The organism is Sphingorhabdus sp., assembly GCF_044239665.1.
GTDB lineage: Bacteria > Pseudomonadota > Alphaproteobacteria > Sphingomonadales > Sphingomonadaceae > Sphingorhabdus_B.
The window spans coordinates 31,658-52,730 of the sequence record NZ_JBIIBA010000005.1 but is presented as its reverse complement, the minus strand read 5'-3'; the positions used below and the strand labels follow the sequence as shown (position 1 = coordinate 52,730).

Here is a 21,073-nt window from a genome sequence, read left to right as displayed (position 1 = left end):
ATGGCTGACGGCCGGAACGAACCTTCGATGGATGAAATCTTGTCCTCGATTAAACGCATCATCGCTGATGATGACAATAATCGCCCCGTTACAAAGCGGGCGGCGAAGTCTGCCGCGCCGGACGCCGAAGAAGATGAGGTCCTTGAGCTAACCGACGCCGATGACAATGTGGGCGGCGGCGAAGTTTTGTTAGATGACAATAAGGCGCAAAGCCTGCGGCACAGCTTTTCAACACTGCAGACCCTGGCCGAACCAGGCGCAGCACACCAAATCACGCGGTCAGACGAAACGTCTCTTGAAGGCATGACGCGCGACCTGTTGCGCCCGATGCTGAAAGCTTGGCTTGACACCCATTTGCCGCCTATCGTCGAAGCGTTGGTCGAGCGCGAAATCATGCGCATCACCAAAAAAGGGTGATGGCGGCCATGCGCCTTTGGAGCCGCAATGCCGAACTGGGCGCCGCGCCCAAACCCTGTCATGCTAAACTTGTTTCAGCATCTTAGTTTAGGCGCTGCGCAAAGCCGTAAGACCCTGAACCAAGTTCAGGGTGACCACCCATTTGCTATAGGGCCCACCCTTATATTTTTGGCGGGGCTTTTAACCCTGACGCCCGCAACAGTTTTTGCCTCGAACCTCTACATTGCGACGGGCAGGCTGGTTGACGTCCAAGCTGGCACTGTCCGCACTAATCAATGTATCAGCATCAGCGGCGACAGGATAACCGCCGTTGCGCCCTGCGGCGAGACACCACAAGGCGCAGAACGGGTGGATTGGACCGCGTTCCATGTGCTTCCCGGCTTGATGGACCTGCACACCCATTTGGCGGATGCAGGACAAAGCGCGGACCTTGCGCTGCCCATCAAAACATCACCAGCGGCCACGGCCTTAATGGGTGCGCATAATGCCCGGCTTACGTTAGAGGCTGGCTTCACTGCGGTCCGCGATGTCGGCACCTATCGGGGACTTACCGATATCGCGTTGCGTGATGCGATCAACGCTGGGCATGTTCCGGGGCCGCGCATGTTCGTGGCCGGTGCGTATATCACCCTGCCCAAGGGTGGCGGCGAATTGAACGGTGTTGTGCCCAATGAAGAATTGCCCGCCGACATGCGGCTTGGGATTGCCAGCACGCCGCAAGAAGCCGCAGCGAAGACGACATTCCTGATGGAACAAGGCGCTGATTTTATCAAAACCATCGCCACGGGCGCGGTGCTTGCCATCGGCACGGAACCGGGCGAGCCGGAGCTGAGCGAAGCGCAGATGCGTGCGGTCGTTCAAACGGCAAAAGCGAAGGGCAAATTCGTCACCGCACATGCCCATGGCGCGGTTGGCATTAAAAACGCGATCCGCGCTGGTGTCCGTTCCATCGAACATGCCAGCCTGATCGACGATGAAGCGTTAAAAATGGCGAAAGCCAGCGGCACTTGGCTGGTGATGGATATTTATAATGGCGATTATATTGATGACATCGGCACGCGCGAGAAATGGCCTGCCGAATATCTCCGCAAAAATCGTGAAACCACCGATATCCAACGCGCCCGTTTTACGCAGGCCGTCAAAATGGGCGTGCCGATTGCTTATGGCACAGACAGCGGCGTCTATCCGCATGGGCATAATGCCAAGCAATTTGCCTATATGGTCCGTTACGGCATGACCCCGATGCAGGCCATCCAAAGCGCAACGATCCGCGCGGCAGAGTTATTGGGCAAGGACAGCGAGCTCGGCAGCATCGCACCGGGGCGCTTTGCCGATCTGGTTGCGGTCAACGGTGACCCTCTTAAGGATATCCGTGTTTTGGAAAATGTTGCGCATGTGATGAAAGGCGGCAACACCGTCCGCTAAATGCCGTGCGCGTAGCGCAAAACAAAAGGGCGAGGAAATCCCCGCCCATTCGTATTTTTCTTCATGCTCAGATCACGTCAGTGTGACTGAGAAAAGCAAGCTGCTAAACGCAATTGCACCAATAAAGCTAACCAGTTTCTGCATATTTCATTCCTTCACCTTGCCGCACAACCAAAAGGCCGGGTCGTCCCGTGAAAGCATCCTTTATGTTTTCGTTGATGGTGACCAACTAAGCATCTCTTCATAAAACTCAATTAAATTAGTAGACAATGGAGTTGCGTAAAATGCAACTTGCCGTGTCGGGCGTCGGAACAATCGCCCATGTAATCTCCTTGCGTGCCAGCTTTGCGCTGACTAGCGTGCCATGCATGAAAAATGCCTTCTTGCTCACCGCCCTTTTGGGCACATCTGCCATCGCGCTTGGCAGCCTCTCGACAGACGCCAATGCACGGCCGATCACCGAAACCGACCTGGTGATGATGAAACGAGTGTCGGCGGTTGCAGCGTCGCCCGATGGCAATATGATCGCCTATCAGCTGCGCGAGACAGATTTGGCGGCGAACAAGGGTAAGACGGATCTGTATATGCTCAAGCTTGGCAGCGCGGATCCGCAGCCCGTGATGTTTGCATCGAAGCCAGACAAGAATGAGCATGACCCCGCCTTTTCGCCTGACGGCAAAAGCATTTATTATATAAGCAACCAAAGCGGATCGGACCAAATCTGGCGCTATGACATTGCATCGGCCACGTCCATGCAAGCGAGCAATTTCAAGGCTGATGTCAGCGGTTTCAAAATCTCCCCCAATGGGCAAACATTTGCCATATGGGGCGACATTGCCCGCGATTGCAGGGAGTTTGGCTGCGACATCGATGGCGACACGTCAAAACCTGGCCCCGGCACGGGCCGCGCATATGATCGTTTAATGGTCCGCCATTGGGACCAATGGGAAACGCCGGGATATTATAGCCGCGTCTTTACGGTTGCGCTGGAAGCCGATGGCAAACTTAGTTCGTCGGCCATAGCGATGGATGGCACCCTTGTCGGCGATGCGCCGACGAAGCCCTTTGGCGGCGGCGAGGAGATAAGTTGGAGCGCGGACGGCAGCGCGGTGCTGTTCACCTTACGCCATGCCGATGCGCATGAGGCAAAATCGACCAATCTTGATATTTACCGCTCTGCACTGCGCGCGGCCAACCCAGTCAACCTGACCGCCGACAACGCCGGCATGGACACCACGCCCGCCGCATCCCCCGATGGCAAATATCTGGCATGGACATCGATGGCGCGCGCGACCTATGAGGCCGACCGGCTGGTCGTCAAGCTGATGGATCTGAAGAGCGGCAAGGTCATCGCGCTCACCGACGCATGGGACCGTTCGGTGGGCTCGCTTGCATGGGCCGCCGACAGCAAAAGCCTTCTCGTCACCGCGCAGGATGTTTTGGAGACCCCGCTTTTCCGAGTGGACCTGAAAGGTAAAGTTACGCGCCTGACGGCGCGCGGCAATATCGCTGAGGCCGTGCCGCTGAAAAATGGTGGCGTTGTTTATGCCATTAACAGCATTACTGGCCCGTCCGACCTTGTTCATATGAATGCCAAAGGTACCACGACACGCCTGACCAACGTTAATGCCGACACGTTCGCCACGCTGAATCCGGTCAATTACCAAATGTTTGATTTCTCTGGGGCCAATGGCGACCGAGTCTATGGTCAGATCGTCAAACCGCAGGGCGCAGCGGGTAAGCTGCCTGTCCTGTTACTCGTCCATGGCGGACCGCAGGGCACGTTTAACAATAGTTGGTCCTATCGCTGGAACCCAGCGGTCATGGCGGCGCAAGGCTATGCCGTGGTCAGCATCGATTTTCATGGGAGCACGGGTTACGGTCAAAAATTCACCGACAGCATCAACCAAAACTGGGGCGGCTGGCCGCTTGAAGATTTGCAAAAGGGCATGGATGCCGTTGGCAAAATCGATACCCAGCTTGATACCGCCAATGCCTGCGCGCTGGGCGGATCCTATGGCGGTTATATGATGAACTGGATTTCCGGCAATTGGCCCGACCGTTTCAAATGCCTTGTTAACCATGCCGGTATCTTTGACCTGCGCGCTATGGCCTATGAGACCGAAGAATTATGGTTCGACCAATGGGACAATGGCGGCCCATGGACCACGCGCAGTGATGCGGAAAAATGGAACCCGGTCAACCATGTCGCCAAATGGAAGACGCCAACTTTGGTGATCCATGGCGAGAAGGATTACCGCATCCCCTATTCGCAATCGCTGGCCGCCTTTACCGCATTGCAGCAGCAGGGCGTGGAATCGAAATTGCTGGTATTTCCGGATGAAAATCACTGGGTGTTAAAACCGAAAAATTCGATCCAATGGCACCGGACGGTGTTTGACTGGGTAGGTAAGTATCTGAAGGGTAAATAAGTCCAATTTTGTCATTCCCGCGAAAGCGGGAATCCATGGTCTGATCGGTCAGCGCAAGCGGAAGGTTCAGGCTATGGACCCCCGATCAAGTCGGGGGTGACAAAATTTATAGAGTACAGACGAAGTATTTGGGGGAAGAATATGACGGACATAATGCATAATGTGGCAGCCGAAACCCATAAAGGGGCGGAATTGTCGCGCAGTTTGAAGTCGCGCCATGTCTCGATGATCGCGATTGGCGGTATCATTGGTGCCGGACTGTTCGTTGGTTCTTCAACCACAATCAGCCAGGCTGGACCCGCCGCTGTCTTCTCCTTTGCCATTGCCGGATTCATCATTTTGCTGGTCATGCGCATGATCTCCGAAATGGCGATAGCGGTTGATGGGGTGCAGACATTCCCGGATTTCGCCCGCGCAGGCCTTGGCCATTTGGCGGGATTCATGTCCGGCTGGCTCTATTGGTATTTTTGGGTTGTCGTTGTCGCGATTGAAGCGATTGCTGGCGCGCAAATCTTACATGGTTGGTTTCCTGCCGTGCCTGAACTTGGCATTGGCATTGCCCTAATGGCGATTTTGACCGCCGTGAACCTGATGTCGGCGCGGGCATATGGTGAATTTGAATTCTGGTTCTCGTCGATAAAGGTCGCTGCGATCATCGTTTTCATTCTGGTCTGCGCCGCATGGGCCTTTGGCCTTACCTCCGGCAGCGGTTCGACCTTTGGCAATTTGACGGCGCATGACGGCTTTGTCCCCAATGGTTGGGGCGTCGTGCTGGCGGCGGCAACATCGACCATATTCAGCCTTGTTGGCGCGGAAATCGCTACCATTGCGGCGGCTGAGTCCGAAGAGCCTTCCAAGGTTATTGGCCGCATGACCGTGTCAGTCACTATGCGCATTCTTATCTTCTATGTGCTGTCGATCTTCCTCATCGTGTCGGTCGTGCCATGGACCGAGATCGTGCCCAAGGTATCGCCCTTTGCCACAACGCTTGCCTATATGGGCTTACCAGCGGGTCAGCTGATAATGGAAGCGGTGGTTTTGGTCGCCGTGCTGTCCTGCTTGAACTCCGGCCTATATGTTACCTCGCGTGCGTTGTTCGGCCTCGCCAAGCATAAGGACGCGCCTTTGTGGTTGGTGCAGGTCAACCACCGCAAAGTGCCCGCCCGCGCCATCCTGATCGCTAGCCTGTTCAGCTATTTCGCGCTCGCCGCAGACGCGGTGTCGCGCGATGTGGTATTCAGCTTCCTCATTAATAGCTGCGGCGTGACCATGCTTCTTTTGTACCTCATGACATCCGCTGCACAGCTAAAGCTGCGCCGCCAATATGAGGCGGAGGACCCGAGCCGCCTGCAAATCAAAATGTGGTTCCACCCCTTTGGCACATATATCGCGATAGCAGCGATGTTGGTGATCTTGGTCGCCAAAGGCCTTGATCCTTCCGCGTCGAAGGAATTGTGGCTGAGCTTACTCGTAGCGGGCGGCTTTGCGGCAGCGTTTTTCATCTTTCGGCGGCGGGTAACCTAACGCTGTAGGTAAGAATATTATCACGCAAAGCCGCAAAGACACAAAGACGAAGATATAAAGCAGCAGATAGGCGGCTCACTTTCTTCCTTCCTTTGCGACTTTGCGGCTTTGCGTGCTAAAAAACTTCTCACACCCACAGGATAAGCCGCCCACACGCCGCGAAATCCTTGCCCAATTGCCCACGCGCTGGCAAAGCCACTTTCCATGACTATCGACAAGACTTTCGACCCCGCCGCGATTGAGGCGAAATGGTATGCGCATTGGGAAACCACGGGCGCATTCCGTCCCAATCGTCCCCATGCCGAGCCTTATACAATCGTAAACCCGCCGCCCAATGTGACGGGCAGCTTGCACATCGGCCATGCGCTCGACAACACCTTGCAGGATATCCTCATTCGCCATGCGCGTTTGCAGGGCAAGGACGCTTTATGGGTCGTCGGCACGGACCATGCGGGCATAGCGACACAGATGGTCGTCGAACGACAGCTCAATGCCCAAGGGCAGAAGCGCACCGATTTCACCCGCGACGCATTTGTCGCCAAGGTGTGGGAATGGAAGGCGGAAAGCGGCGGGGAAATTACGGGCCAGTTGCGCCGCCTTGGCTGCTCAATGGATTGGGAGAATGAACGCTTCACCATGGATGAAGGCTTTTCAAAGGCCGTCATCAAGGTGTTTGTGGATCTCTATAACCAAGGGCTACTCTACCGCGACAAGCGGCTCGTCAACTGGGACCCGGGCCTGAAAACCGCGATCTCGGATCTTGAGGTCGAAACGCGGGAGATCAACGGCAAATTCTGGCATTTCAAATATCCGTTGGAGGACGGCAGCGGTTTCATCAGCGTAGCCACCACGCGCCCGGAAACGATGCTGGCCGACATGGCGGTCGCGGTGAACCCGTCGGATGAACGCTATGCACATCTGGTGGGCAAAAATGTCCGTCTGCCGATCACTGGCCGTTTGATCCCGATTGTCACCGACGAACATGCCGACCCCGAATTGGGTTCCGGCGCTGTAAAAATCACACCGGGACATGATTTCAACGACTTTGAGGTCGGCAAGCGTGCCGGTTTCAAGGCGAGCGAGATGTTCAACATGCTCGATGGCGAAGGCCGCGTCGTGCAAACCGCCGATGGGCTTATTCCCGCAGAATATATCGGGCAATATCGCTTTGGCATCGAAGGCGAGCCCACCAACGCCCGCAAGATGGTAGTCGCGGCGATGGAAGCCTTGGGTTTGCTGGAGAAGGTCGAAGACCGCGTGATCCAAACCCCCTTTGGCGACCGTTCAGGCCAAGTGATTGAGCCTTGGTTGACCGACCAATGGTATGTAGATGCGCAAACGCTCGCCAAGCCAGCCATAGAAGCCGCCCGCAAAGGCAAGGCCAATGGCGGTTTCGACATCGTGCCGAAGTCTTGGGAAAAAACTTACTTCAACTGGATGGAAAATATCCAGCCATGGTGCGTGTCGCGGCAGCTCTGGTGGGGGCATCAGATACCGGCGTGGTTTGCCGCCGATGGCACATGCTATGTCGCCGAAACCGAAGAGGGCGCACGGGCGCTTGCGGGCGCGGGCGTCGAGCTCACGCGCGATCCCGATGTTCTCGACACTTGGTTCTCGTCCGCGCTTTGGCCGTTTGGAACCTTGGGTTGGCCGGACGATGCGGGCGCTGATTCTCAAACTATGCTCAACCGCCATTACCCCAATGACGTGCTGATTTCCGGTTTTGACATATTGTTTTTCTGGGATGCGCGGATGGCGATGCAGGGCATGCATTTCATGAAAGAAGTGCCTTGGAAAACGCTCTATCTCCACGGCCTTGTCCGTGCGGCGGATGGTAGCAAAATGTCCAAGTCAAAGGGCAATACGGTCGATCCGTTGGGCCTGATTGACCAATATGGCGCAGATGCCTTGCGCTTCTTCATGGCGGCGATGGAAAGCCAAGGCCGCGATATCAAAATGGATGAAAGCCGCGTTGCAGGCTATCGTAACTTTGCAACCAAGCTGTGGAACGCCGCACGCTTTGCGCAATCCAACGGCATAAGCGGGTCGCACACAGTGCATGCGCCAAAGGCCGAATTGGCGGTCAACCGCTGGATCATTGGCGAAGTTGTCAGCACCGTCCAAAAGCTCAATAAGGCCTTCGCCGAATACCGTTTCGACGGCATGGCCGATGTGTTGTATCACATGGTTTTCGACCAGTTTTGCGACTGGTATCTCGAACTGATCAAGCCAGCGTTCATCGACGGCGAAAAAGGCGAAATGGATGCAGAGTCCAAAATCGTCGCTGGCTGGGCGCTCGACCAGATTTTGGTGATGCTCCACCCCTTCATGCCGTTCATTACCGAAGAATTATGGCACGCTTTGTCCGATGCTGATCATCCTCGTGGCTATGATATCATCCACGCCCAATGGCCCGAGCCGAATGCGACAGTTGACGCAGAGGCAGTTGCCGAAATCAATTGGGTTATCGACACGATCAGCAAAACCCGTTCGTTCAAGGCAGAGTTGAACATAGCGCCGGGCACGCGCCTGACCGCCAATATTGCTGGCCCGCAGACCGCCACGATTGCCATAATCGAGCGCCAAGGGGCGGCTTTGTCACGGCTCGGCCGCATTGACGATTTTGTCTATGCGCCCGTTGAAACCAATAATGTGGCGCAAATCATTGTCGGCGACGACACCATCGTTTTCGCACTTGATGGCGTCATCGACCTCGACGCCGAACGCAGCCGGATCAGCAAAGCCATTGAGGCCGCCGTCAAAGAGCGTGATGCGCTCGCAGGGCGTTTGTCCAATGCGGCATTTGTGGAAAAGGCCAAGCCCGATGCCGTGGAAAAGGCGCGCGCGGACCATGCCGAAAAGACTGCGGAGGCCGAGCGATTGACGGCGGCGCTAAAGCGGCTGGGGTGACTATCGTCCGAACCTCCAACAATATGTGTCATTGCCGCGAAAGCGGGGAACGTAGTGACTGTCAGGTCAATCCATGGCCTGAGCATGCAGAAATCGCTTCATGGCGTGCACATGCAGCGGCAGCCCCATGGATGCCCGCTTTCGCGGGAATGACACATTTGGGGCCGCGCCAAAAAGGGTTTTCAGCATAGCTACCCCCGCCCATCAACGCGACCTGACGGTCGGTCCAGTGGCCAAGACTTTGTTCCTGTTCGCGCTGCCCTCACTTGGCGTCAACATTCTCCAGTCGCTGAACCATTCCGTCAATTCGGTGTGGATTGGTCAATTTTTGGGCGAAGAGGCGCTGGCAGCGTCGGCCAATGCAGGGCTCATCATGTTTTTGATGTTCTCCACTTTGTTTGGCTTCACCATGGCAACTACGATCCTGATTGGTCAGAATATGGGCCGCCGTGATGTGGAATCTGTCCGCCGTGTCATGGGGACGGCATTCGGCGTTTTCCTTACCGCAGGCCTTGTCACGGCGGCGGCTGGTTGGATATTTGCGCCCCAAATGCTGCGCCTGATGGCAACGCCAGAATCGGTCTATCCGTTGGCGCTTGCCTATTTGCGCGTCATTTTCCTATCCATGCCAACCTCGTTCGTGATGGTGCTTGTTGCATCCTCGCTGCGCGGCGTGGGGGATTCGGTGACGCCGTTTTGGAACACAGTGTTGAACGTGGTTCTCGACATCATCTTGAACCCGATTTTCATCTTAGGCTTGGGCCCCATACCCGCAATGGGTATCGCTGGATCGGCGCTTGCAACCATCCTTGCTGGGGTCATCAGCCTCGGTTTATTGCTGCGTAAGGTCTATGCGCGTGACCTGACCATCCGCCTGCGCGGGCATGAGTTGAAATGGCTTCGGCCCGATGCGCGGTTCTTGAAACCGATTGCGCGTATGGGCCTGCCTATGGGCTTGTCGATGATCATCATGTCGGGTTCTGCCGTCGTGATGATTGGCCTCGTCAATCGTGAGGGCGTGAATACAACTGCGGCCTTTGGTGTGATGAATCAGCTGTGGAGCTATGTGCAAATGCCCGCGGTCGCCGTGGGCAGCGCCGTCAGCGCCATGGTCGCCCAGAATATCGGTGCCAACAAATGGGACCGCGTTGGCCGTATCATATGGTCGGGCATTGGGATTAACCTGCTGCTGGCCGGTGTGTTGATCTTACTCATGACCCTGTTTGCTGCGCCATTGCTTGGCCTGTTCCTGTCAGGCGGCAGTCCCGCCATCGATATCGCGATTCACATCAACCACGTCATTGGGTGGACCTTTGTTTTGATGGGCGTGTCGGTTGTCGTGACCTTTGCGGTGCGCGCGAATGGCGCCGTAGTTGCGCCACTCCTGATCCTGATATTCAGCGCCGTGTTGGTGCGTTTCAGTGTCGGCTTTGGCCTGTATGACCGTTTTGGCGCAGATGCCATTTGGGGGTCATTTGTGGCGACCGCGATTGCATCTTGCGTCCTGTCGATTGCTTATTATCTGCATGGCGGATGGAAAAAGGCAAAGGCGATGCCATCCATAAGTGCGAGCACCGTGCATGTGGTGCCCGAATAATCCGCTGTCTTATACATAGTGCATTGTGCCATTGGGAATAGCATGAAACGCAACGTCACCTTGTCGCCAGAGTTTATGAAGCCCAAGCATATCGCGTTGCGCGTATGTCAGTTCCTGCTGGCGCTGTTTGTCGCGGGCAGCATCGCCCATGCGCAGGTTCCCCCCCCTGCTGCGCCCCAATATGTCCGCGCGTCGATGGAGGCCGAAACGCGCAACCCCGCGCCCGGGGATATTGTGACGGTCGCGATTGTCATGGACCCGAAACCTGGCTGGCATGATTATTGGGTGAACCCGGGTGATGCCGGAACGCCGCTTGAGCTGGCATGGATATTGCCCGCTGGCGCAAGTGCTGGCCCGATCCGTGCGCCCGTGCCCGAAACGTTGATCGTCAGCGGTTTCATGAACCATATTTACAAAGCAAAGCACGCGTTTCTGGTGGATCTTAAAATCCCGCAAAGCGCGATTGTGGGACAGAATTTAGATATCAAAGTCAATGCGCGCTGGTCGGCCTGCTCCGATTTGGTCTGCGTACCCGAAAGCGCGTCATTGTCGGTACCGATGACAATTGGCGCAGGGTCGATTGGCAAGTCTGACCGCGCGCGTTTCGATGCATGGCGCAGCGCCTTGCCCGTGCCGCTGGACCGCAAGGCGCTATATGCCATTGATGGCAACCGCATTGACATCGCCATTCCCTATCCCCGTAGCGCCGATGCAAGCCGGGTTTGGTTTTTTGCGCAGCGTGAAAATCTGTTTCGCTACGCCGCCCCACAAGCTGCGCGGCGCAGCGGCGATTGGTTGATTGTCAGCAGTGAAGTCAAAGCGCCCTTTGCTGGCGAGATTGACGGACTATTGCGCTTCAACGATGCGCAGGGACTTGGAATACGCGCGACCCCCGGCATTGTCCCAACAGGCGGTGAAGCCATATCTGTTTTGGGTAAAGGCATAGCTGCTGAGGGGGAAACACCGCCGCTCGGTTTTGTCTGGATACTGGCCTTTTCGGTGCTTGGCGGCTTGCTGCTGAACCTCATGCCTTGCGTATTCCCGATATTGGGATTGAAAGCGTTGAGCCTTGCCAAAATGGGCGGGGATGAGGGCGCGGCGCGGCGTGATGCCGTTGCATACACCGTCGGCATTATCCTGAGCTGTCTTGTGCTGGGCGGCATCATGCTGGCCTTGCGCGCCGCAGGCGAAGAGGTGGGCTGGGCATTCCAGTTGCAGGATCCAGCGATTGTGTTGTTGTTGCTGCTGCTCATGGTGGCGGTCACGGCAAATCTGGCTGGGGTGTTCGAAGTCGGCGCTATCGGCGCAGGCGAGACGCTGACGCGCAAGGGCGGCATGTCAGGATCATTCTGGACAGGCGTGCTGGCGGCTGTTGTTGCAACGCCGTGCACAGGCCCGTTCATGGCGGCGGCAATGGGTGCAGCTTTGCTGTTGCCCGCGACCTTGGCATTGTTAATTTTTGCGGGGCTTGGATTTGGTTTGGCGCTGCCCTTCCTTGCCATTGCCTTCATCCCACCGTTGCGCACGCGCATGCCACGGCCTGGCCCATGGATGGTGCGTTTCCGTCAGTGGATGGCCGTCCCCATGGCGCTCACATCCTTGGCCTTATTATGGCTGCTGTATCAGCTGGCGGGCTTTAGCGGATTGCTGATTGGTGGTACGGCCGCGTTCATCATATTGTTGCGGCTGTTTCAACTGGGTCAGAAACAGAAAAGCGGGTCGCCCCGCAAAATCGTCATTGCGGCCATATTGGGCATCAGTGTTGCGGCATTGCTCATCATGGACAATGCCACCACGGTCGCGCCGGCCCCGCAGCCGATGAAAAACGGAAGCCTAGCCTTTGATGAAGCGCGGCTGGCGGCATTGCGCGCAGAGGGCAAACCTGTGTTTCTCTACTTCACCGCCGACTGGTGTGTGACGTGCAAAGTGAATGAGAAGGCTGCGATCGACCGCACAGAAACCAGCACGGCCTTTGCCAAAGCAGGCATTCAGACGATGGTGGGCGATTACACGCGCAGGGATGCCGATATCACGCGCTTTTTGGCGAAGCATGGCCGTTCCGGCGTGCCATTATATCTATATTATCCACCAAATGCCGATGCACGCGTCCTGCCGCAGATTTTGACCGTGAACGACCTGACGGCACTTACGAAATAAAAAACTGGCCCAATTTACCACTTTAAAGGGGCGCTTATGGCCCTGTGCCACGGGGCTTTTGCGCCACAAAGTGCAACAAAAGCAGGGGTTGCGCGCCTAAAGCCTTTATCTGTTGGTAAATTGGCTGTATTGGCGGTGCCGAACATCACAAGGAGTATCGACTATCGCCACCCCGCCGACCCGGCGCGCTATGACCCCACCTGTTAAAAGTGGACCGCGCTACAATAATCTAATCACCGTTGAAAAAGTGCGGGTCATTGATGATGACGGCGAGAATCTGGGTGTCATGTATACCCGCGAGGCGATAGCGCAGGCTGCGGAAGTTGGGCTTGATCTGGTGGAAGTTTCCCCGAACGCTGATCCCCCCGTCTGCAAATTTTTGGACATCGGCAAGTTCAAATATGAGGCCCAGAAAAAGGCCAATTTGGCACGCAAGAGCCAGAAAACGCAGGAAATCAAAGAAATCAAGATGCGTCCGAACATCGATGACCATGACTATATGGTCAAGATGAAGAAGGTGGCTGAGTTCATCGAAGAAGGGGACAAGGTCAAGATCACGCTGCGTTTCCGTGGCCGTGAATTGGCGCACCAACAATTGGGAATGATATTGCTGCAACGCGTTCAGGCCGATACGACCGAGACCGCAAAAATCGAAGCGCATCCCCGCATGGAAGGTCGTCAAATGCTGATGGTGCTGTCGCCCAAATAGGGCGCAGTCACCAGATGCCTTGCCGAATCAGTTCGGCACCAATCAATACCATCAATAGACTGATGATGATGTTGAACCGTGCAGGCGAAACACGCTTGACCAGACGCACGCCTGCCAATGTGCTCAATATGGCAAGCGGCAGGAAGATCGCCGTCAACGTCATATTCTGTACGTTGAACTGCCCCAAAGCGGCGTAAGCGGGCACTTTTAACCAGTTGATGATTGCAAAGAATATCGACGACGTGCCGATGAACACCAGATGCGGGAAATTACGTGACAGCGCCCAAATCTGAAACGGTGGCCCGCCGGCATGGGCAATCTGGCTGGTAAAGCCCGCTATGCCGCCCATGATGGTTCCCATCCACTCCGGTGCCGGACCAGAGAGCGTTACGGGGCGGCCCAGCAGTGGCAGTAAGCGATAGGTGCCAAAGGCCAAGGCAATGACACCTACAAAGCCGCGTACGGCGTCCGCAGGAATGACCGAGGCCAGATACCAACCAAGGAATATGCCCACAACCGCGCCGGGCAAGGTGAGCCATAAGGTGCGGGCGTCGTAACTGCGCCGAAACGCCCAGACGCTGACGATATCTTGCACCATGAGAATGGGTAACAACATTCCGGCAGCAGCGATGGGATCCATGACCAATGCTAGCAACGGGATGGCGGCCGCCCCCAGCCCTGCAAAGCCGCCTTTGGCCAGCCCCACCAAGATGACAGCGGCGCCAGCGACAATGTAAAACAGGATATCCGTCGGTAGGTTCAAGACGCCTTGGTGCGCTTTCGAACCGCCAGGATGTAGATGATGGTCGCAGCGGCGGCAAAAATGAACCACTGGATGGCATATAGCAGATGGTTGTTGGGGATCTGGCGCGGAGATGGCTCCGCCAATATCTCCAAACCTTCAACCGCGCCTGCCGAAACCAGTTTGATCAGCTGCACACCGTCTGGTGCGATGATGCCTTCAACGGGCCCGCCGCGCCATTTGGGCGATTGCGGCCGTTCGGACCAGCCAAAGGCCACTTTGGCATCAGGGCCGCCTGCTGCGTCGGTCCGGCAAGAGGCAACATGGGCAAAGCCTGCTTTACCCAAAATATTTGAACCCGATACGGCCTCAATCTTCACCACACGCACGCAATTAAGGCTGGAACGGCGGAATAGCGGCAGCGCCGCTGGATCGGGAACCGTTGGCCATGCCACGGCTGGCAATCCGACGGCAGATTCATAACGCGACAGCATTGCGTCTTTCTGTTCCTTGCGTTGCAATTGCCAGATGCCAAGGCCAATCATCGTGGCAACGGCAAGGACAACCAATAAGGTTGGAATGACGGGCAGGCGTTTCATAGCAGATCACTCTTTCCAGCTTCGCGCGCGCGGTTGTGATGCTCCGCCGCCAAAAGCGCGGCTTTCGCCATGCGCAAGGTTATGACCGTCAGCGCCGCTGTAAACGGTACCCAAATGAGGACATGCACCCAAAAGGGAGGCCTAAACACAGAGTCGACGGCCAATGCCAGTATGATAATCAACGTGCCAATGACCATCGTGAGTAAAGCAGCAGGACCGTCGCCAACATTATAGCTGCTGAAATCAAGGCCGCAATTTGCGCAGGTACCGGCGAACTGCCCAAGTCCAGCAAACAGGGTTTTACGGCCACATTGGGGGCAGAGACCAAAAAGGGCAGCCTTAGCAATGCTGGGCTGCCCTTCTATGGATTGTTCTGGTTTCATTTACGCGTGTACTGGTGCGCCCCAGCCACCCCAGATGTAAATCGCGATGAAGAGGAAAAGCCAAACGACATCGACAAAATGCCAATACCAAGCAGCAGCCTCAAAACCGAAATGCTGCTTCGGCGTGAAATGGCCTTTATAGGTACGCGCAAGGCACACGATCAAGAAGATCGTGCCCACAATGACGTGGAAACCATGGAAGCCTGTCGCCATGTAAAAGGCCGTCCCATAGTTCAATCCACCAAAGGGAAACGGCGCGACTACATATTCATACGCCTGAATCGCGCTGAACAGTAGGCCAAGCAAGATGGTCAGCCATAGGCCCTTTTTCAGGCCTTCACGGTCGCCATTGATCAGGGAATGGTGCGCCCAAGTCACAGTGGTACCCGACAACAACAAAATCAGCGTGTTAAGCAAAGGAAGTTGCATCGCATCGAGAACTTCCAGACCCTTTGGCGGCCACTGCATCAACGCCGCGGCACCTTCTTGGCCGATCAGGTTAGTGACCGTAAACGCGTGCGTTTCAGGGTCTATGAGGATTTCCAACGGTACTGGGAACAAGGCATAGTCAAACCATGCCCAGAACCAGCCAACGAAGAACATGACTTCAGAGGCAATGAACATGATCATGCCGTAGCGCAGGTGCAATTGCACCACAGGCGTATGATCGCCGGCCTGCGCCTCATTTACGACATCTGCCCACCAGGCATAGAAAGTGTAGATAACGGCAATCAAGCCAGCGCCAAAAATCAGGCTGCCATAGCTGAACCGTTCGGGATGCATCCACATCACCAAACCAAAAAACATCGTCAGGGACGCAAATGATCCCAATATCGGCGTAATGCTTGGTGGCAAAATATGATAATCGTGATTCTTGGCACCCGCCATGGTCAATTCCCTGTAGTCTTATCGATTAACAAATGTCTTAGCTACCGTTCGCCGTCTGGTCCACCGTGTTTGGCTTCTCGACCGGATAGAAAGTGTAACTAAGTGTGATTTCTTCAATGTCTTTGGTTTCCGGGTCGGTCATAATCTTCGGATCGACATAGAATAGGACCGGCATGCGGACCTGTTCACCGGGCTTCAGCGTCTGCTCAGTAAAGCAGAAGCACTGAATCTTGTTGAAATACTGACCGGCAAGCGCTGGCGTCACGTTGAACGTGGCAGTGCCAGTGACTGGCTCGTTCGAGAGATTCTTGGCAATATAGATCGACATATCCTTCGCGCCGATGCTGACAGTGTCGGTCGGACGCTCGGGTTTAAATTCCCAAGGCAGGCCTTCACGTTGATTGGCATCAAAGCGCACAACGATCGTTTTGTTGGAAACCTGAACGGTGGCTGCCTGTGCCGCATCAACCCGCATAGTTGTGCCGCCAAAGCCAGTCACCTGACAGAATAGACGATATAATGGCACTGCGGCAAAACCGACGCCCACCATCGAAACCGCAAGCCCAGCAGCGAGAAAACCCGTCTTTACATTAGATACAGCCATTAACCCCAGACTCCCACTTTCACGACAGTGATTAAGAAGAACAAGATACACAATCCAACCAATGCAAGCCCCATGACCCGTGCGCGTCCCGCTTGGCGTTTGCGGATAATCGCCGTTTCTTCGGCGGTGTAAGCTGACGGCTCATTCGGGGTCATGACATTAGCATCCGGTCAAAGGCGAAAATTGCAAAAAGGAGAAACAGGTAAAGGATCGAGAAAGCAAAAAGTTGCTTTTCCGGCTTCATCGCAGCCGCATCAGTGGCCTCGTTTTTCCAGACCCGGTAGGCCAGACCCAAGAATAGGAGGTTTAGGACGACAGCAGCAACGCCATAGACCCACCCTGTTTCAGCCAAAGCGAAAGGCAATATTGCCGTCGCCGCCATTGGAAAGCTGTAGCCAAATATCTGGTTCCGCGTGACCCGTTGACCCTTCACATTGGGAAGCATCGGAATTCCAGCAGCGCCGTAATCCGTTTTCATAAACAATGCGAGCGCCCAGAAATGTGGCGGCGTCCACAAGAAGATGATCGCGAAAAGCAGGACTGGCATCAGCGTAACGTCGCCCGTTACCGCCGCCCATCCGATGACGGGGGGAAATGCACCCGCAGCGCCGCCGATCACGATGTTCTGCGGCGTATTGGGCTTCAACCAGATGGTGTAGACAATCGCGTAGAAGAAAATCGAGAAAGCCAGCAGAGCAGCGCATAACCAATTGACCGCAACGCCCATGATGCCGACAGAAAAAGCGGCAAGGCCAATGCCAAAGTTGAGCGCCGACGCGCGGTCCATTCGACCCGCAGGAAGCGGACGGCCAGCCGTTCGCGCCATTTTGGCGTCAATATCTGCTTCGAAATATTGGTTCAGCGCGCCGCAGGCACCCGCCCCCAGAGCAAGACAGAGTATCGCGGTAAAACCAATCACCGGATGAATACTGCCCGGTGCGGCCAATAAACCACAAAGCGCTGTGAACACGACAAGCGACATGACCCGAGGCTTAGTCAAAGCCCAGAAATCGCGCCACTCGGCTGGCAAAATGATGTCACGCGCTGCGGTTGTCATGCCTGTTCCCAAACGTTCGAGGCGTTCAAAGCGGCGAACCGCCGCCGGTTACTTAATAACCGGCAGCGTTTCGAACTGGTGATATGGTGGAGGGCTGGTCAGCGTCCACTCAAGCGTGGTCGCACCTTCACCCCAATAATTGTCTTCTGCACGGCGGCCAGCGACCAACGACCAGATGACATTGACGAAGAAAATCAACACACCAACGCCCATGATGGCATAGCCAATCGAAGCAACGCCATTCCAATAGGCAAAGGCCTCTGGATAATCTGGATAACGACGCGGCATGCCTGAATTGCCCAAGAAGTGCATGGGGAAGAACAGGACATTCACGCCCACGAAGAATATCCAGAAGTGCAAATGACCCAGGAATTCGTTCAAGTGGCGACCCGACATTTTGCCGAACCAGTAATAGAAGCCAGCAAAGAGCGAGAATACCGCGCCCAGCGACAACACATAATGGAAATGGGCCACAACATAATAAGTGTCATGCAAGTTATCGTCGAGACCACCATTGGCCAAAACAACACCCGTCACGCCACCAACGGTGAACATGAAGATGAAGCCCATGGCCCAGACCATTGGCGTCTTGAAGCTAACCGAGCCGCCCCACATGGTTGCAATCCAGCTAAAGATCTTAATGCCGGTGGGCACTGCAATCACCATCGTTGCTGCGGTGAAGTACATTTTCATGTCGACGCTCATGCCCGTGGTGAACATGTGGTGCGCCCAGACAACAAAGCCAACGACACCAATCGCGACCATGGCATAGGCCATGCCGAGATAGCCGAACACAGGCTTGCGGCTGAAGGTCGCGACGATTTGGCTGATAATGCCGAAACCTGGCAAAATCATAATATACACTTCGGGATGGCCGAAGAACCAGAAGAGATGCTGATACAGCACGGGGTCACCGCCGGCCGACGCATCGAAGAACGCGCCACCAAAGTTACGGTCAACCAAAAGCATGGTGATTGCCGCTGCCAAGACAGGCAATGCGAGCAACAGCAAAAATGCCGTTACCAACACCGACCACACGAACAACGGCATTTTGTGCAGGGTCATGCCCGGCGCACGCATGTTGAAAATGGTGGTTATGAAGTTGATGGCACCTAAAATCGATGCGGCACCTGCCAAGTGAAGCGAGAAAATGGCCATGTCTACAGCCGGCCCAACGGAGCCTGAAGTCGACAGCGGCGCATAGACCGTCCATCCTGTTCCAGCGCCAAGACCCGTACCACCCGGTACAAAGCTGGAGCCAAGCAACATGATGAAGGCCACAACGGTCAACCAGAAGCTGACATTGTTCATGCGCGGAAACGCCATATCAGGCGCGCCGATCATGAGAGGCACAAACCAGTTACCAAAGCCGCCGATAATGGCAGGCATGACCATGAAGAACACCATGATCAGGCCGTGGGCAGTGATCAGCACGTTCCACATATGATAGGCCTCATCGAGAGAGGCCTCTTTGCCGGCCATCATCGATGCCCAGCCTTGCAGATATTGAATGCCAGGAGCAGCAAGCTCCAACCGCATCAGGCCGGAAATCGCACCGCCCACAATCCCTGCGAAAATCGCAAAGATCAGATAGAGCGTTCCGATATCTTTATGGTTGGTCGACATGAACCAACGGGCGAAAAAGCCAGGCTTATGGTCCGCGTCATGATGGTCATGCGCGTGAAGGTCGGTACCTGTGGCAGCAATGGTTGTCATCCGTCTAGGCCTTCTTAATTGGTCGGAGCCGCAGCAGGTGCAGCAACGGTGTCAGTGGGAGTCGCGGTTACAGCAGGAGCCGCAGGTGCAGGTTTTTCTTCGCCAGGCATTTTTCCGCCTTGCGCCTTCACCCAAGCCGCAAATTGTGCGGGCGGAAGTGCTTCTACAACCAGCGGCATGAATGCATGGCGGGCGCCACATAGTTCGGAACACTGTCCGAAATACACGCCGGGTTTCGTAATTGTGATCGATTTTTCGTTCAACCGGCCAGGAACAGCGTCAAGCTTGAACCAAAGCGACGGCACGGCAAATGCATGGATAACATCCGCCGCAGTCGTTTGAATGCGCAATGGCACGCCCGCAGGCACAACCATGCGATTGTCCACAGCCAACAGCTTTGGCCCGTCATTCTCGGTGCGGAAACGCTCGCCCTTGCCGACTTCGTCTTCTTCTTTCAGCATGTTCGATATCACTTCGAACCCGCCATGGTCGGGATAGGTGTAGCCCCAATACCACTGATAACCAGTGGCCTTAATGGTGACGGCCTCTGCTGGTGCAGGCTTAAATTGCTTGGCCAACAAATCGAGCGATGGATAAGCAATGCCCAAGAGGATGAGCACAGGGACCAAGGTCCACACGACTTCAATAAAGGTATTGTGCGTCGTCTTAGATGGCACTGGATTGGCGCGGCGGTTGAAACGCACGACCACCCACAGCAGAAGGCCAAGGACAAACAGAGAGATTATGGTGATGATTGGCAACAGGATCGCGTTGTTGATCCATTTTGCATATTGGCCGTTTTCGGTGAATTGTTCCTGAAAATCCACTTCCTTCGGCTTTGGCATGCCAACGCTATCTTCATAATTGGGGCGCATCGGCGTATAGCCCGGCAACGACCCATCCATGGATTTCGGCGCAGCTTCGGCAGGCGCGGCCGCGTCAGCGGCGGGTGCAGCGGTCGCCGCCGCGGCAGGCGCGGCAACAACTGGCGCAACTACTTCCTTCGCCAATGGCGCAGGTGCAGGATTCGCTGACTGCGCCATCACCAATGACGGCATGGCCATTGCAGCGAAGACAACCAGTAATTTCTTCAACATATTCATCTACTTGGACCCGTATCCTTGGTGCGGCGCAGAAAATTTGCGCATGTCTTGCTCACCCGTAGGTGGCCGGACTTGCGCGACCTATAGTCGCGCTAACCCGAACCCTCAAGCGGTCGATTTAATATTTTTAGCATTTAAATGCGTTAGGTTTCTACCTATTTGCGTTGCAATCCGTTAAACCGAAGATGCAAAAGACGGCATCGGGACAAAAGGAAAACTCTCCTTATCATGACTGAAGATGAAATACTGTCGGAATTCCGTAGCGTCGACGCGCTGCTTGAGGGGCACTTTCTGTTGTCCTCTGGCAGACATAGTCCCTATTATCTCCAATGCGCTCGGCTGTTAATGAACCCAGAGCGCGCTGGACGCATTGCGCTTGCTATCAATCAAAAAATACCACGCGAACTGCGCACGGAGATTCAGGCGGTCATTTCGCCTGCCATGGGCGGAATCATCATTGGCCATGAAATGGGCCGCGCGCTGGGCGTTGATGCCATGTTTGTGGAACGGCCCGAAGGTGTTTTTGGGCTGCGGCGGGGATTTACACTCGCGCCGGGCACTAAAATCCTCATGGTTGAAGATGTCGTCACCACGGGCCTGTCTTCACGCGAAGCAATTGCCGCAATCGAAGCGGCCGGTGGCGTTGTTATCGCCGCAGCGGCGGTGGTTGACCGTTCGGCGGGTACCGTTGACCTCGGCGTGCCATTTTACCCACTCATCCAGTTGAACTTTCCGACCTACGCGCCCGATGAGCTGCCGCCTGCGCTCGCCGCGACAGAAGCGGTCAAGCCCGGCAGCCGGAAGTGAGGA

At 55.5% G+C, this 21,073-nt stretch carries 18 protein-coding genes; 9 read left to right on the top strand and 9 right to left on the bottom strand.

The window, feature by feature from the left end; all coding sequences use genetic code 11:
• The 8 genes from ACILP3_RS02690 to infC all read left to right on the top strand — a co-directional run bounded on the left by ACILP3_RS02690 (position 1) and on the right by infC (position 13,171).
• Positions 1-417 (top strand): DUF2497 domain-containing protein, encoded by a 417-nt coding sequence (locus ACILP3_RS02690; protein ID WP_395615128.1) that lies wholly within the window; start codon positions 1-3, stop codon positions 415-417.
• 168 nt (positions 418-585) lie between these two features.
• Positions 586-1,842 (top strand): amidohydrolase family protein, encoded by a 1,257-nt coding sequence (locus ACILP3_RS02685; protein ID WP_395615127.1) that lies wholly within the window; start codon positions 586-588, stop codon positions 1,840-1,842.
• Between the two features lie 368 nt (positions 1,843-2,210).
• On the top strand, positions 2,211-4,274 hold the full coding sequence (locus ACILP3_RS02680) for a prolyl oligopeptidase family serine peptidase (RefSeq protein ID WP_395615179.1): 2,064 nt from the start codon (positions 2,211-2,213) through the stop codon (positions 4,272-4,274).
• Positions 4,275-4,415: 141 nt separating this feature from the next.
• A complete protein-coding gene (locus ACILP3_RS02675; protein ID WP_395615126.1) occupies positions 4,416-5,798 on the top strand; it encodes an amino acid permease in 1,383 nt (460 codons plus the stop codon).
• A gap of 204 nt (positions 5,799-6,002) precedes the next feature.
• Entirely contained in the window at positions 6,003-8,708 is a 2,706-nt protein-coding gene (locus tag ACILP3_RS02670; RefSeq protein WP_395615125.1) for a valine--tRNA ligase, read from the top strand.
• 127 nt (positions 8,709-8,835) lie between these two features.
• Positions 8,836-10,305 (top strand): MATE family efflux transporter, encoded by a 1,470-nt coding sequence (locus ACILP3_RS02665; RefSeq protein WP_395615124.1) that lies wholly within the window; start codon positions 8,836-8,838, stop codon positions 10,303-10,305.
• Positions 10,306-10,347: 42 nt separating this feature from the next.
• Positions 10,348-12,462 (top strand): protein-disulfide reductase DsbD family protein, encoded by a 2,115-nt coding sequence (locus ACILP3_RS02660; protein WP_395615123.1) that lies wholly within the window; start codon positions 10,348-10,350, stop codon positions 12,460-12,462.
• A 190-nt stretch (positions 12,463-12,652) separates the two neighbouring features.
• Complete coding sequence (gene infC, locus ACILP3_RS02655) at positions 12,653-13,171, top strand: translation initiation factor IF-3 (RefSeq protein WP_295496558.1); 519 nt, start codon at positions 12,653-12,655, stop codon at positions 13,169-13,171.
• 7 nt (positions 13,172-13,178) lie between these two features.
• On the opposite strand, the gene ACILP3_RS02650 is transcribed toward infC, so the two are convergent.
• From ACILP3_RS02650 to coxB, 9 genes are read right to left on the bottom strand one after another with little or no spacing between them, the layout of a single operon-like run.
• Positions 13,179-13,934 carry a sulfite exporter TauE/SafE family protein gene (locus ACILP3_RS02650; RefSeq protein ID WP_395615122.1) on the bottom strand — a complete coding sequence of 252 codons (756 nt, stop codon included), beginning with the start codon at positions 13,932-13,934 and terminating at the stop codon, positions 13,179-13,181.
• A complete protein-coding gene (locus ACILP3_RS02645; RefSeq protein WP_395615121.1) occupies positions 13,931-14,512 on the bottom strand; it encodes an SURF1 family cytochrome oxidase biogenesis protein in 582 nt (193 codons plus the stop codon). Before ACILP3_RS02645 ends, ACILP3_RS02650 begins: the two co-directional genes overlap by 4 nt.
• Entirely contained in the window at positions 14,509-14,895 is a 387-nt protein-coding gene (locus tag ACILP3_RS02640; RefSeq protein ID WP_395615120.1) for a DUF983 domain-containing protein, read from the bottom strand. The genes ACILP3_RS02645 and ACILP3_RS02640 overlap by 4 nt, the downstream gene beginning before the upstream one ends.
• On the bottom strand, positions 14,896-15,783 hold the full coding sequence (locus tag ACILP3_RS02635) for a cytochrome c oxidase subunit 3 (RefSeq protein ID WP_395615119.1): 888 nt from the start codon (positions 15,781-15,783) through the stop codon (positions 14,896-14,898).
• A 37-nt stretch (positions 15,784-15,820) separates the two neighbouring features.
• On the bottom strand, positions 15,821-16,387 hold the full coding sequence (locus ACILP3_RS02630) for a cytochrome c oxidase assembly protein (RefSeq protein ID WP_395615118.1): 567 nt from the start codon (positions 16,385-16,387) through the stop codon (positions 15,821-15,823).
• On the bottom strand, positions 16,387-16,542 hold the full coding sequence (locus tag ACILP3_RS02625) for a hypothetical protein (protein WP_395615117.1): 156 nt from the start codon (positions 16,540-16,542) through the stop codon (positions 16,387-16,389). The genes ACILP3_RS02630 and ACILP3_RS02625 overlap by 1 nt, the downstream gene beginning before the upstream one ends.
• Positions 16,539-17,444, bottom strand: a complete 906-nt coding sequence (locus ACILP3_RS02620) for a heme o synthase (RefSeq protein ID WP_395615116.1) — start codon at positions 17,442-17,444, stop codon at positions 16,539-16,541. Before ACILP3_RS02620 ends, ACILP3_RS02625 begins: the two co-directional genes overlap by 4 nt.
• A 48-nt stretch (positions 17,445-17,492) precedes the next feature.
• On the bottom strand, positions 17,493-19,160 hold the full coding sequence (gene ctaD, locus ACILP3_RS02615; protein ID WP_395615115.1) for a cytochrome c oxidase subunit I: 1,668 nt from the start codon (positions 19,158-19,160) through the stop codon (positions 17,493-17,495).
• 14 nt (positions 19,161-19,174) lie between these two features.
• A complete protein-coding gene (gene coxB / locus ACILP3_RS02610; RefSeq protein WP_395615114.1) occupies positions 19,175-20,257 on the bottom strand; it encodes a cytochrome c oxidase subunit II in 1,083 nt (360 codons plus the stop codon).
• A 234-nt stretch (positions 20,258-20,491) separates the two neighbouring features.
• Here coxB and pyrE point away from each other — a divergent pair, with 234 nt between their 5' ends.
• The gene (gene pyrE / locus ACILP3_RS02605) at positions 20,492-21,070 is read left to right on the top strand and encodes an orotate phosphoribosyltransferase (RefSeq protein ID WP_395615113.1); all 579 of its coding nucleotides are present in this window, start codon (positions 20,492-20,494) and stop codon (positions 21,068-21,070) included.
• Positions 21,071-21,073 lie beyond the last annotated feature (3 nt).